Genomic DNA, 13,784 nt, shown 5'->3' on the forward strand with positions numbered 1-13,784 from the left:
TAACTATGAAAAATACATATATATTACTGCTAACATTATTCTCCTTTTTCGCTGTTCAAGCACAGGTAGACCGTACAGTTATGCCTAAACCAGGTCCTGCACCTGAAATTAACTTAGGAGAACCGCAATCTTTTAACCTCAATAACGGATTAAAAGTATTGGTAGTCGAAAACCATAAACTTCCAAGAGTTTCTATGCAATTATCAATTGATAACCCGCCAATTTTAGAAGGTGACAAAGCTGGCACAGCTAGTTTAACCGGTAGTCTTTTAGGGCTAGGGTCTAAAAATATAACGAAAGAAACCTTCAATGAAGAAATCGATTTTTTAGGAGCTAGGCTATATTTTAGCTCTCAAGGCGCTTACGCTCAATCTCTTTCTAAATACTTTTCTAGAATGATGGAACTTATGGCAGACGCAGCTATTAATCCGAATTTTACTCAAGAGGAATTTGACAAAGAAAAAGACAAACTTATTACCGGACTAAAATCTGAAGAGAAAGTAGTTTCTTCAATTTCTAGCAGAGTTCAAAGGGCTTTAGCTTATGGTAAAAATCATCCTTATGGAGAATTTACCACCGAAGCCACAGTAAATAATATTACTCTTGGTGATGTTGAAGAGTTTTACCGAGAGTACTTTGTACCTGCAAATGCCTATTTAATTATTATTGGCGATGTAAATTTTGAAGAAGTGAAGACTTTAACAGAAACCTATTTTACATCTTGGACCAAAGCTGTACCGCCAAGCTTCTCTTATTCTCAGTCTAAGAACGTACCGAATACGCAAATTAACTTCGTTGATATGCCAAATGCCGTTCAGTCAGAAATTACAGTACAGAATATCGTAAACCTTAAAATGAAAGACGATGATTATATAGCTTCTCTTTTAGCCAACGAAATATTGGGCGGGGGATCTGATAGTAGATTGTATTCTAATTTAAGAGAAGACAAGGGCTACACTTACGGCGCCTATTCTTCTATTGGCAACGACAAATATGGTCCGTCTAGATTTAGAGCATCTGCAGAAGTTAGAAATATGGTCACCGATAGTTCCGTAGTCGAAATGTTAAAAGAACTTGAGCTTATTACCTCTAAACCTGTAACCGATGAGGAATTAAAAAATACCAAGGCATTATATGCCGGTAGTTTCATAATGGCGTTAGAAGACCCAGAGACCATAGCGAGATATGCTTTGAATGTTGAGAAAGAAAATTTACCTAAAGATTTCTACAAAACATTCTTAGAGAAACTAGACAAGGTTAGCAAAGAAGAAGTAGAAACAGCTGCTAAAAAATATTTCAACGTTGACAATGCCAGAGTAATTGTTGTTGGTAAAGGAAGTGATATTTTGGCCAACCTAGAAAATGTGGAGTTCAAAGGAAAAAAACTTCCCGTGCTTGCCTATTCTAAAACTGCCGACAGAGTTGAAACTCCAGATTACAATGCCGCATTACCAAGTGATGTGTCTGCGCAATCTATACTTGAAAAATATATTGAGGCTATTGGCGGAAAATCGAAACTAGAAGGTGTTAACACCTTAGCAATGATGGCCGAAGCAGAAATGCAAGGCATGAAGCTTAATCTAAATATTAAAAAAACATCTAGCGATCAACTAATGCAAGATGTACAAATGATGGGCAACTCAGTTAGCAAACAAGTACTTAATGGTGATAAAGGCTATATGGTAATGCAAGGGCAACGTAAGGATCTTGAAGAAAAAGAATTGCAAGCGATTAAAAAAGAATCTGCTCCTTTTACCGAACTTCAATTATTAAGTGACGACACCATTGCCCTAGAAGGTATGGAAATGGTTGGCGATAAAAACACCTACAAACTCAAAGTTGGCGAAAACAAATCTGCTTTTTATGATGCCGAAACCGGACTTAAATTACAAGAGGTTACAGTTACTGAAATGCAAGGTCAGCAAATTGCAAGTACTTCTAATTTTGAAGATTACAAAGAGGTATCTGGCATATTGTTTCCTTATAAAATAATGCAGACCGTTGGTCCACAATCTTTTGAATTCATAGTGTCTGAAATCAAAGTTAATGATGGCGTGTCACCTACCGATTTTGAATAACCATAGTTTTTTTTAAAAATAGAAAAACCCGCTACTTGGCGGGTTTTTTGTTTTACAATTTCTAGGTGAAGTTCTTATCCTATTTTTCTAATGGTTGCTTCTCCGAATATTAATCCTTTATCCACTTCTGGGTTACCGGTGTAGTTAACATTTGTTTCGCCATAGCAGGTAACTTTTAATCGCTCTTTTACATTCACTCTAAAATTACTTTCGCCATAGGCAGTAATCTTAGTTTCTTCTGCCAGCATACCTTCAGTATTTACTTCACTTTCACCATAGGCTCTAAATACTTGGCGTGCCACAGTACCTTCACCAATTTCTAAATAGCTACTACCATAAATTGCTACCGTTAATTCATCTATAGAAACCGAATCAAAGTACACTTTAGCTTCTCCGTATAGCGACATTTTAAAATCATCGGCTGTGAATAAATTTTTGCATCTAACAATTTCTTCCCCACGTATCGATAAATTTTCAAGTTTTCTATAGGTAACCGTTACAGAAGCCATGGTTCCATTGTATAGCGATTTGCTACCGCGCCATTGATCAGTTGAAATTCGTTCAGATTTGGTTACCATTTTGGCCCCATCTAAATACAAACGTAAAGTTCTACCTTCTACTTCCACATTTATTTTATCCAACGATATTTTTGCATTGTCTATTACAACACTTTCTTCTTCGCCTTCAATAAGGTTTAATTCTATATGCGGACTAACAATTAGTTTATCGAAAGATTTTACGTTGAATATTTTCTCTTGAGCATGTATACTGCCTACAACAAAGGTTACTGCAAGTAGCGTAAATATAATTTTTTTCATGATTTTGTTTTTTGATTAGTTCTATACAAAGACAACCCTAAGTCAAGTTTGTTACAGTAGGACGAATTATTTTTGCAGAACAATCACTTTTTTTCTATTTACAAGCCACACGCCAAATAAGATAATGAGTCCGCCCAAGAGCTGTAGAATACTGATATTCTCGCCATCTAGAAAACCCCATAACACTGCTACAAGCGGAATTAAATACGTTACTGATGCAGCAAATACAGGACTGGATAATTTTATTAATTTATTGAATAGGATATTCGCCAAAGCCGTACCTAAAAACGCCAATGCCATTATATACCAAACTGCTTCATGCATAGCACTATTACCAGAAAACTGCTGAAATACTCCCGTATAAACCAATATAATCAATGCCGGAAAAAAAGCAACACCAAAACTAGCCGTTGTAACAGCTAAGGGCGTTAAATGAGATAAATACTTCTTAATGATGTTAATATTAAAAGCATAGCCCAATGCAGCAAAAATTATAAATAAAGAATACCAATAGTTCTGGTTTACATTATTCTCCATACCAGCAGCGATAAGTACTATAGTACCAAAAAGACCTATTAGCACCCCTAAAACTTGCCTGCCTTTAAGTGAAAGTCCAAAAAGCGCTATACCCACCAATGTGGTAAATAAAGGTGCTACGGAGTTTAAGATAGAGGTTATACCACTACTAATTTCCATTTGTGCCAAGGCAAAGAAAAAAGGCGGAAAAAATGAACTGCACAACCCAGCAATACCCACCCATTTCCAATCTGTTTTTGAAAGTGTTTTCAAAGATTTAAAACCTAGAACAAATAATAAGACAGATGCAAATACAATTCTTAACCCACCCACTTGAAGTGGCGTATACCCAACTAGAGATCTTTTAATAAGTATAAAAGATGAACCCCATATAAGCGATAGAATTACTAGGTAAACCCACTTCTGATTTATATTCTTCAATTGTATAAGTTTACAGCAAAAGTGAGGTTTTTTCTAAAAAATACAGGTAACTATTTTTATATTTTTATCTGATTATGAATTACATTTTAGTTAATTGGTATCTTTACGAAGAACAACAGTTCTTCTATAATTAGAAAGACAATAAAATCTCTATTATGAAATCTAAAATTTTATATCCGTTCATTCTTGTATTTTGCTTAGCTGTTCACGTCTCTTTTGCACAAGAAATTGCCTCAGAACAAACTATAATTGAAAGCTTAAAAACCACAACAGCCACTATTGGTATTGAGGGTATGGCTTGCCAAGAAGGCTGTGCAGATAAAATCGCATCAAATTTAAGGGAGACAGAAGGCATCGTTTCTGCCGATGTTAGTTATGAAAATAAAAATGGAATCGTATTTTTTGACCCAACACTAATTTCTATAACTGAAATTAAATCTATCATTACCAATACCAAAGTAAAAGATTACAACTACACGATTAGTTCTGTTAATTTACAAGAAAACTAAAATGAAAAATATACTTTATACACTTGCCATAGCAACATTAGTTACGTTCACTTCTTGCAAAGAAACCAAGAAAGCGGAAGAGCCTTCTAAAATGGAGAACGTAATGAACATACATGATGAAGTTATGCCAAAAATGGGAACTATCGGCAAACTAGTTGGACAATTAAAACCAATGGCAGATTCTCTTGGGGTTGAATCGGCTGAAGCAAAAGCAATGAAAGACCTTCAAGAAGCCAATAAATCTATGATGGATTGGATGCAAGGTTTTGGTGATCGTTTCGATTCGGAAGAGATCATGAACGGCAAAGAACTTTCTGACGAAAAGAAAGCATGGTTAGAAGAAGAGGAAGAGAAAGTTCAACAAGTAAAAGAAAACATCAATTCTAGTATTGAGCGTGCTGAAGAGATCTTAAGTAAGCAGTAAAAACAACATATTTTAAAACGGCAACTTAGACAAATCTACATTACCCCCAGATATTATAATTCCTATTTTTTTATTCTGAAAAACTTCTGGCTGCTCTTTTGATTGTTTCAAAACCGCAGCCACTGTTACCGCACTAGAAGGTTCTATGATAATTTTCATACGCTCCCAAACCAATTTCATTGCGGCAACAATCTCATCTTCGGCTACCCTGACAATACCGCTAACAAGCTCTTTAATAATAGGAAAGTTCTTGTCGCCCAAAACTGTTTTTAATCCGTCGGCAATGGTGTTTACGGTTTCATTAGTTTCTATTTTACCACTTTGTAACGAACGGTAAGCATCATCTGCTTCAAACGGCTCTGCGCCGTAAACCTTACAGTTTTTTCCGAAGTATTTTGACGCCAAAGCCGATCCTGCAATGAGTCCGCCGCCACCTACCGGGCAAAATATAAAATCTAAATCGGGTTGTTTATACAACAGTTCCAAAGCAGCTGTACCCTGACCTAAAATAACATTGTTATCATTGGATGGGTGCACGAAAGTAGCACCTGTTTTCATGGCTATTTCATCTGCTAATCCTTGTCTTGCTTCTACTGTTGACTCACACTCATAAATTTTACCGCCATATTCCAAAACACCGACTTTCTTAACTTCTGGGGCTGTTTTTGGCATTACAATATGTGCAATAACACCTACACTCTGTGCTGCTAATGATAATGCTTGTGCAAAATTACCAGACGAATGTGTTACTACTCCGTTTTTCTTTTGCTTTTCGGTTAATTGTAAAATGGCATTGGTAGCACCGCGCATTTTATACGCTCCGGCTCTTTGAAAATTCTCGCACTTAAAAAATATTTGAGCATCAACTTCTTTATCGATTAGTCTAGAAGTTAGAACAGCTGTGTTATGAATAAATGGAGTTATTCGTTTATGACAATCTAATAGCTCTTGTTTTGTCATCATATGAATTTACTTTTTCCAACGCAGTGTTTCTATGATTCCCCTGATGTCATTCTGAAGATATGACGCTGCGGGCAGAATAGAATCATAATTGGGTTTTGTGTAAAAATAAACCGAACCGGTTAGAAAATGTTCGGTGCTATCGGTGACGAAAAATTGAGATTGCGAAGCAGCATTACCTTGAACCTCAAATAAAGCACCATATATTTTATTATCAGGATTTACATATGGTTGCTCTACTATGTTATCTGCCTTAGCAGCATGTTCGTAGCTAAGCCTTTTAGAATCGTTAATTAATTGAGCCAAGTTACCATCGATTTTTTTATAACTTAGAAAAATAGCACCTTTCATTTCTGGATATGAAATAGTATAGGCTTTATCGCCATTTAGCTCAGCCTTTGCCAATTGATTGTATTTAAAACTAAAGTTCTCCGTTTCTAAGTCTGCTAATTTACCTTGAGGATATTCTAACCGCATTTTAGCCTTAGGCTTTGGCAGTATAGGTTCATCTTTACAACTAACCATCACAAGAAATACTACTAAAAATCCAACAAACGACTTACTCTTCATGTGGCAAGGTTACTTTTATTTGTTTTAATCTTTTTTTATCCATCGCTTCTACAACAAAGGTAAAGGACTCAAATACTATTTTCTCTCCACGTCTTGGGAAGCTACCTGCCTTTTCCAAAACAAAACCAGCCAAGGTTTCTGATTCCCCTTTGTTCTCTTCGAAGGTTTCGCTATCCTCTAATTTAATAACCCTATAAAAATCTTTAAGAGGAGTTTTTCCTTCGAAAACATAATTATGCTCGTCGAGTTTAGAGAAAATTAAATCTTCATCATCAAACTCATCGCTGATATCGCCAACAATTTCTTCAATAATATCTTCTAAGGTTACCAAACCAGAAGTGCCGCCATACTCATCAACAACAATTGCCAAGTGATTTTTCTTCTCTTGAAATTCACCCAACAGGTCATCTAACTTTTTATTCTCAGGAACAAAATAGGGCTCTCTAATAAGTGTCATCCAATTAAAGGTCTTTCTATCTAAATATGGCAATAGATCCTTTACATACAACACCCCTTTTACGGTATCGATATTCTCGCCAAATACCGGAATTCTAGAATACCCGTTCTTCTTTATCTCACCTAAAACTTCGGGGAATTTCATTTGATCGTTCAACGCAAAAATATCGATACGAGGTCTCATTACCTGTTTGGTATCCGTATTACCAAAGGTTACGATACCTTCTAAAATCTTTTTTTCTTCTTTAGTAGTATCGCCATGAGAGGTTAAATCTAATGCCTGTGACAATTGATCGATACTTAAGCTCGATTTTTGTTTGCCTAGTTTGTTATATAAAAATAAAGTGCCTGAACGCATTGGCAAACTCAATGGCGAAAAAATAAAGTCTAACACTCTTAAAGGGTATACCATTAAATGTGCAAAGCTCATTCTATTTCTATTGGCATATACCTTTGGTAGAATTTCACCGAACATTAAGATTAGAAACGTTGCGACCACTACTTCTAACAAAAAACGTACTGAAACAACACCGAACAATACTTGATTTATATTTTCAAAAAGCGTGTCGCCTATGATACTAAACAATAAAACCACGCCAATATTAATAGCATTATTCGCTATCAGTATTGTTGCCAATAATTTTTTAGGTCGTTCCAGAAGCTTAATTAGAATTGAACTTTTAGCAGATTTTTCGTCTTGAAGCTCTTTAACCTCGGTTGGCGAAAGACCGAACATTGCCACTTCGGCACCAGATATAAGTGCAGAACAAAGAAGTAGTACAAAAAGTACAACTATATTAATCGCAAAAACACCGTTTACAACCAATGTTGTCATTAAAAACGGTAAGGGGTCTGGGTCCAATAGTTGTTATTTAAATTTATTAGAATGGTAAATCATCGTCATCTTCTTGACTTGTAGGCGCAGGAGCAGGAGCTTTAGCCGGTGCTTTATTTTCAGTACTAGGTGCTTTTTGAGCTACCGGAGCTGAACCACCATTGTTCTGCATTCCTTCTTTTTTGGTGGTCAAAAAAGTGAATTCTTGAACATGTACTTCAGTCGAATATCTAGTAACCCCATCTTCACCTTGCCACTGACGGTTTTTTAACCTACCCTCTACATATACCTTGTCGCCTTTACTAAGGTATTTTTCGCAAACTTCAGCAGCTTTGTTTCGCACCACTATATTATGCCAATCAGTATTGGTAACACGTTCGCCGGTAGATTTGTTGGTATATGTCTCATTTGTAGCTAACGGAAACCTGCCAATACTTCCGCCACCTTCAAAATAATGCATTTTAACTTCATCGCCTAAATGCCCAATTAACATTACCTTATTTAATGTACCGCTCATAACTTAAAGATATAAAAACCAAAAGTACTAAAATTTAAATGCTTTGATAAAATCTGCGATTAAAACCGGTACAGGAAATTCGGTTATTTTTTCAACCGGAATCTGATTTTCAAACTTAGTATCCGTGTAAATAATCCAGAATCGGGTATGTAAATGTTGATGCGATAATTTATGAACAATGGCATTTTCATTGTATTCTAGTATTTCAACTGACTGCAAAGTATCCAATACCTCTTTATACCTTATAGTAATATCATCTATTTCAAGGGCGTTTTTTGATTCCAGTAGCGGAAACTCCCATAGATTCTGCCAAATACCCTTTCCTATTCTTTGATTTAAACGCGTAAATTGATTTCCACTTGTATCCTTATATATAGGTATAAGATAATTGAAGTATCTATTGCGCACTTTTGTCTTCTTCAATTTTACGGGCAACTGATCTACCAGACCCTTTTGCAATGCCACGCAACTATCGCTAAACGGGCAATGCAAACACAATGGCTTTTTTGGTGAGCATTGTATAGCGCCAAACTCCATAATACCTTGGTTGTAGTCTCGAATATGATCTGGGTCCATTACTTTTTCAGCCAAGGATTTAAAGTACTTTATACCCTCTGTGCTATTAATTGGGGTGTTTATACCGTAATATCTTGCAAGTACCCGGTAGACATTTCCATCAACAACAGCTTGTGGTTCGTTAAAACATATGGAAGAAATAGCACTCGCCGTATAGTCCCCTACACCTTTTAATGTTAAAAGTTGCTGATAACTTTCAGGAAATTTGCCGCCGTGATCATCGACCACCATTTTTGCAGCTGCATGTAAATTTCGGGCTCTTGAATAATACCCGAGGCCTTGCCAAAGTTTTAAAACCTGCTCTTCATTTGCATTTGCCAAGTCATCAACAGTTGGGAAAGTCTCAATAAACCTCAAGTAATACGGGGTTCCCTGAGCTACCCGGGTCTGTTGAAGAATAATTTCTGAGAGCCAGATTTTGTACGGTTCAGTACTATCGCGCCATGGTAAACTGCGCTTATTTATATGATACCAATCTAAAATTTTACCCGAAAATGACATGCTCTTCTATGCTAAGTGATAAAAGTAGCAGTTTATACACTTAAAATTAACCCATTAGAAAGAAAGATTGAATTTAATTTATATATTTGCAACCCGAAAAAACATACAGAAAATCTAATATTGAAAGATGACGAAAGCGGAAATTGTATCGAAAATCTCAGATAAACTGGGAATTGAAAAAGGAGATGTACAGGCAACTGTTGAATCTTTTATGGAAGAGGTAAAAACATCATTAGAAAGTGGTGATAATGTTTACCTAAGAGGTTTTGGTAGTTTTATCATTAAAACAAGAGCTGAAAAAACCGGTAGAAATATTTCCAAGAACACAACTATTAAAATACCCGCTCACAACATTCCAGCATTTAAACCTGCAAAGGTTTTCGTAGAAGGAGTTAAGAGCAACGTACACGTTAAATAATTAATCTTAAAAAAAGAACTTTATGCCAAGTGGTAAAAAAAGAAAGAGACATAAGGTAGCAACACACAAACGCAAAAAGCGTAGAAGAGCTAACCGACACAAGAAAAAGTAGTTTTATAACTACTTTTTCTTTTTAAAATACGTTCATTGACATAGAAATCCAGAATTCGGATTTCGGCAAGTACTTTTGTATTTGTCTATGGTATTGTTTAATCAGTTCGTTCCCTATTTTAATAGTAGAACGACTAAAAATATATTCAGGTGAATAGAGAATTAATCGTAAGATCTAGTTCCCAATCTGTTGACTTTGCCTTGTTAAAGGATGGAAAACTCACTGAACTGCATAAAGAAGAAAACAGTAACGATTTTTCTGTAGGCGATATTTTTCTCGCTAAAATTAGAAAGCCGGTTACCGGGCTTAACGCAGCGTTTGTAAACGTAGGTTATGAAAAAGATGCATTCTTGCATTACCATGACCTTGGTCCGCAATTATCTTCTATGCTTAAGTTCATAAAACAAGTGAGCTCAGGAAAACTAAATGATTACACTTTAGGTAATTTCCCGATCGAGACCGATATTGACAAAAATGGTGTTATCACCGATGTCATAAAAGCGAACCAATCATTATTGGTTCAAATTGTAAAAGAACCTATATCTACTAAAGGACCAAGAATTAGTTCTGAGCTATCAATTGCCGGACGTTACTTGGTAATGGTTCCTTTTTCTGACCGTGTATCCGTATCTCAAAAGATAGCGAGCAAAGAAGAAAAAGACAGGTTAAAAAGACTCGTTAGAAGCATTAAACCTAAAGGTTTTGGTGTTATCATTAGAACAGTCGCAGAAGGACAAAAAGTTGCAGAACTGGACAAAGATCTAGAAAACTTGCTGAGCAAATGGTCAGCAATGTGTAAAAAATTACAACGTGCTCAAACACCATCAAAAGTATTCGTAGAACTAAACAGAGCATCTTCTATTTTAAGAGATGTATTCAATGATAGTTTTACCGGTATACATGTAGATGACGACACCTTATATAATGAAATTAAGGACTATGTGTCGGAAATTGCTCCCGAAAAAGAGAGCATCGTTAAGCACTATAACACCAACGTACCTATTTTTGAAAAATTTGGTATTGAAAGACAAATTAAAACGTCTTTTGGCCGTACTGCCGCAATGAGCAAAGGCGCCTATTTAATTATAGAGCATACAGAAGCACTTCATGTAATAGACGTAAACAGTGGTAACCGATCTAACAAAGCCAAAAACCAAGAAGACACTGCCCTAGAGGTAAATCTTTTGTCCGCATCAGAAATTGCAAGGCAATTACGCCTTCGTGATATGGGCGGTATTATAGTTGTAGATTTTATCGATATGGTAAAACCACAACATAGAAAAAGGCTATTTGAACATCTTAGAGATGAGATGAAAGATGATCGTGCCAAACACAAAATACTACCTCCTAGTAAATTTGGTTTAATTCAGATTACCCGACAAAGGGTACGACCTGAAATGAATATTAAAACAACTGAAGAGGACCCTAACAATGCAGGGAAAGAGGTGGAAGCACCTATTGTTTTAATAGATAAAATTACATCGGACCTTGAAAAACTCCTTAAAGGACCTGCAAAAGACAATAGTATAACACTAAATATACACCCGTTTATAGCAGCCTATATAACAAAAGGTTTTCCATCAATGAGAACAAAATGGTTCTTAGAATACAAAAGATGGATTAAAATTCAACCGCGTGATGCGTATACGTATCTTGAATACCGTTTTAAAAACAAAGACGGCAAAACAATATATTAATAAAAAAAGCGACTCCCAAAAGAGTCGCTTTTTTTGTTTTAGGTTTTTATGTATTTTAACAATCAAATTCCTAACCAACCAAAGCAAATGTCTTGCAAAAACTGCTCTTCAACTCTAGTAAACTATTCTTTATTTTGTAATCAATGTGGTGCTAAAATTGTGAATGATAGAATTACAATTAAAAATATTTCTGCCGATGCATTTCAAAATATATTCGGATGGGATAATAGATTCTTTTTGACATTTAGAAAACTTATCACCGCTCCTCAAATATTAATAGGTGAATACCTTAACGGAACTCGTAAAAAATACATTAATCCTTTTACCTTTTTAGGAATCGGTAGTGCTATAGCCATTTTTGTTTTTAACTTTTTTGCAGACGATTTCTTAGCTCTTCAAGTTGACTCTAATAAACAGACCATAGAGATGACATCGAAAATAATGAGCAGTAGATTTGGATCGGACTTTGACGTAGAATCTTTTAAAAAGGACCAACTAAAATTAATAACCAAAATGAATACTTTAACCTTAAAGTACTTCAATATCTTAGTTCTACTTTTAATACCCATTTACACATTTATAGCGAAGCTTGTTTACAGAAAACCTTATAACTATGCTGAACACTTAGTAATAAATAGTTTTATTCAAGGCATAACATTCTGGGCTATGACCTTTATTTTTGTTATTAGTATTTATACCTCACCAACGATATATCTTTTATCTATATTTTTTTCCATATTTTTTTATACATATGCTTATGGTAAATTATACAATCTAACTATAGCAGAATCAATTCTTAAAATTTTTCTATTTATAGCTATCCTTCTAGGGACTATTATTGCTTTATTTATTTTATCCTTCGTTTTTGGTTATATTTTTGCAGCATTATTTTCTTAATTTCAAATATTATTAAAATTCAAATTTGAACCAAAAATCAAAAGGCTACACCGTTCAGGAAGCCACAAAAAAGATAGAAAGCTACTGTGCTTATCAAGATCGCTGCCATAAAGAAGTGGTTTCTAAATTGAAAGACATGGGTATGATCCCATTAGCCGTCGATACTATTATTGCCCATCTTATTGAAGACAGATTCTTAAATGAAGAACGCTTTGCCAAAAGTTTTGCTCGTGGTAAATTCATTATTAAAAAATGGGGGAAAAATAGAATTGTTAGAGAGCTGAAATTCAGAAACGTCTCTAAATACAATATTACCACCGCCTTAAAAGAAATTGAACCAGAAGCTTACCTAACTACTTTAGATGATTTAGCTCATAAAAGACTACTGCAGATTACAGAAACCAATATTCAAAAGCGGAGAAAAAAATTAGCCGATTACCTTTTATACCGTGGTTGGGAAAGTCATTTAGTGTATGAGAAAACATTTGAGCTTATAAAATAATACGCATTCAATTTTCTATTTAAACTTTTTGATTTTTGTTGGTTCTAGAAATTGCTTCTTTATTCTTCCAATCTATCCAATCTTGTCCTTTTAATTTGCGCATTAGCACATCATAGTAACGCATTATCACAATGTTATAAGATGCTTTAACCAAATTCTTAGGATTACGCGCTAACCCTCGTAAACTCATTGAAAACCCCGGAGTGTTGTATTTCATATAATGCCAATAACCTTCTGGCATATATAAGACTTCACCATGAGAAAGGGTCGTTTTAAATCCGTTTGCTTTTCTCAAAGCTGGCCACTTATTATAATCAGGATTCGAGAAATCTATACTCTCATGTGTAATTAGGGAATGCGGAACTTTATAAAGCTTCTCCGTTTCTGACTGAGGAAAAAGTACTACTTCCTTTTCTCCATCGAAATGAAAATGAAAAATATTCGCCAAATCGATATCGTAATGCATGAACGTGTAAGAGTCTCTTCCACCGAAAAACATCATTGGCACTCCTTTCAAAAGCCTTAATCCGAAGTCCGGAAACTTATAATCTTTCTGTAGCGCAGGCACTTCCTTTAAAATATTCCAAAGAAAAATTCTATACTTAGTAGGCTCCTTCTTTAACAGATCCACATATTCTGCCATTTTCATTTTGGCATGCGGTTCATTAAAACCATCTTTATGCTGCACCGGTCTATCATCGTACAAAGGCACGGTTATATCACCCGCTACTTCTTTGATATAATCTAGATTCCACTTGTTAAAAGCAGGCCAGTCTTCAATAGCCCGTTCTAAAACAACAGGCTTCTGAGTCTTAAAGTAGTCGTTAATAAAAGTGTCTTTGGTAATATGTTTTACCCTTGGAATATCTGCTAACTTCAATTACACATGGTTTTTTAGGGAAGCCAAAGGTAATTAACGTAAAGAAAATAATTTCTTAAAAATGTATTAATGTAGTC

Annotated in this window: 15 protein-coding genes; 7 read left to right on the forward strand and 8 right to left on the reverse strand. The window is 35.2% G+C overall.

The window, feature by feature from the left end; all coding sequences use genetic code 11:
• Nucleotides 1-5 precede the first annotated feature (5 nt).
• Nucleotides 6-2,078, forward strand: coding sequence for an insulinase family protein (locus tag CLV90_RS15270; RefSeq protein WP_133688384.1), 2,073 nt, complete (start codon nucleotides 6-8; stop codon nucleotides 2,076-2,078).
• Between the two features lie 74 nt (nucleotides 2,079-2,152).
• Here CLV90_RS15270 and CLV90_RS15275 read toward each other — a convergent pair whose 3' ends face one another.
• Together CLV90_RS15275 and CLV90_RS15280 are read right to left on the reverse strand one after the other, a co-directional pair.
• On the reverse strand, nucleotides 2,153-2,896 hold the full coding sequence (locus CLV90_RS15275) for a head GIN domain-containing protein (protein ID WP_133688385.1): 744 nt from the start codon (nucleotides 2,894-2,896) through the stop codon (nucleotides 2,153-2,155).
• A 66-nt stretch (nucleotides 2,897-2,962) separates the two neighbouring features.
• Nucleotides 2,963-3,853 (reverse strand): DMT family transporter, encoded by an 891-nt coding sequence (locus tag CLV90_RS15280; protein WP_133688386.1) that lies wholly within the window; start codon nucleotides 3,851-3,853, stop codon nucleotides 2,963-2,965.
• A 155-nt stretch (nucleotides 3,854-4,008) separates the two neighbouring features.
• Here CLV90_RS15280 and CLV90_RS15285 point away from each other — a divergent pair, with 155 nt between their 5' ends.
• Together CLV90_RS15285 and CLV90_RS15290 are read left to right on the forward strand one after the other, a co-directional pair.
• Entirely contained in the window at nucleotides 4,009-4,362 is a 354-nt protein-coding gene (locus CLV90_RS15285; RefSeq protein WP_133688387.1) for a heavy-metal-associated domain-containing protein, read from the forward strand.
• Nucleotide 4,363: 1 nt separating this feature from the next.
• Complete coding sequence (locus tag CLV90_RS15290; RefSeq protein WP_133688388.1) at nucleotides 4,364-4,786, forward strand: hypothetical protein; 423 nt, start codon at nucleotides 4,364-4,366, stop codon at nucleotides 4,784-4,786.
• A gap of 12 nt (nucleotides 4,787-4,798) precedes the next feature.
• Here CLV90_RS15290 and CLV90_RS15295 read toward each other — a convergent pair whose 3' ends face one another.
• From CLV90_RS15295 to mutY, 5 genes are read right to left on the reverse strand one after another with little or no spacing between them, the layout of a single operon-like run.
• Nucleotides 4,799-5,746, reverse strand: a complete 948-nt coding sequence (locus CLV90_RS15295) for a pyridoxal-phosphate dependent enzyme (protein WP_133688517.1) — start codon at nucleotides 5,744-5,746, stop codon at nucleotides 4,799-4,801.
• 9 nt (nucleotides 5,747-5,755) lie between these two features.
• Complete coding sequence (gene gldD, locus CLV90_RS15300; protein WP_133688389.1) at nucleotides 5,756-6,316, reverse strand: gliding motility lipoprotein GldD; 561 nt, start codon at nucleotides 6,314-6,316, stop codon at nucleotides 5,756-5,758.
• A complete protein-coding gene (locus CLV90_RS15305; protein ID WP_407943385.1) occupies nucleotides 6,306-7,634 on the reverse strand; it encodes a gliding motility-associated protein GldE in 1,329 nt (442 codons plus the stop codon). The genes gldD and CLV90_RS15305 overlap by 11 nt, the downstream gene beginning before the upstream one ends.
• 19 nt (nucleotides 7,635-7,653) lie before the next feature.
• Entirely contained in the window at nucleotides 7,654-8,124 is a 471-nt protein-coding gene (locus tag CLV90_RS15310) for a single-stranded DNA-binding protein (RefSeq protein ID WP_133688391.1), read from the reverse strand.
• Nucleotides 8,125-8,151: 27 nt separating this feature from the next.
• Nucleotides 8,152-9,201 (reverse strand): A/G-specific adenine glycosylase, encoded by a 1,050-nt coding sequence (gene mutY, locus CLV90_RS15315; RefSeq protein WP_133688392.1) that lies wholly within the window; start codon nucleotides 9,199-9,201, stop codon nucleotides 8,152-8,154.
• 127 nt (nucleotides 9,202-9,328) lie between these two features.
• On the opposite strand from mutY, the gene CLV90_RS15320 reads away from it, so the two are divergent.
• The 4 genes from CLV90_RS15320 to CLV90_RS15335 all read left to right on the forward strand — a co-directional run bounded on the left by CLV90_RS15320 (nucleotide 9,329) and on the right by CLV90_RS15335 (nucleotide 12,827).
• Nucleotides 9,329-9,619 carry an HU family DNA-binding protein gene (locus CLV90_RS15320; RefSeq protein ID WP_027065813.1) on the forward strand — a complete coding sequence of 97 codons (291 nt, stop codon included), beginning with the start codon at nucleotides 9,329-9,331 and terminating at the stop codon, nucleotides 9,617-9,619.
• A 261-nt stretch (nucleotides 9,620-9,880) separates the two neighbouring features.
• Complete coding sequence (locus CLV90_RS15325; protein ID WP_133688393.1) at nucleotides 9,881-11,428, forward strand: Rne/Rng family ribonuclease; 1,548 nt, start codon at nucleotides 9,881-9,883, stop codon at nucleotides 11,426-11,428.
• A 159-nt stretch (nucleotides 11,429-11,587) separates the two neighbouring features.
• Nucleotides 11,588-12,325, forward strand: coding sequence for a DUF3667 domain-containing protein (locus CLV90_RS15330; RefSeq protein ID WP_166638600.1), 738 nt, complete (start codon nucleotides 11,588-11,590; stop codon nucleotides 12,323-12,325).
• 25 nt (nucleotides 12,326-12,350) lie between these two features.
• Complete coding sequence (locus CLV90_RS15335) at nucleotides 12,351-12,827, forward strand: regulatory protein RecX (RefSeq protein WP_133688395.1); 477 nt, start codon at nucleotides 12,351-12,353, stop codon at nucleotides 12,825-12,827.
• Nucleotides 12,828-12,846: 19 nt separating this feature from the next.
• On the opposite strand, the gene CLV90_RS15340 is transcribed toward CLV90_RS15335, so the two are convergent.
• Complete coding sequence (locus tag CLV90_RS15340; protein WP_133688396.1) at nucleotides 12,847-13,707, reverse strand: cupin-like domain-containing protein; 861 nt, start codon at nucleotides 13,705-13,707, stop codon at nucleotides 12,847-12,849.
• Nucleotides 13,708-13,784 lie beyond the last annotated feature (77 nt).

This window comes from Maribacter spongiicola (assembly GCF_004364165.1).
GTDB lineage: Bacteria > Bacteroidota > Bacteroidia > Flavobacteriales > Flavobacteriaceae > Maribacter > Maribacter spongiicola.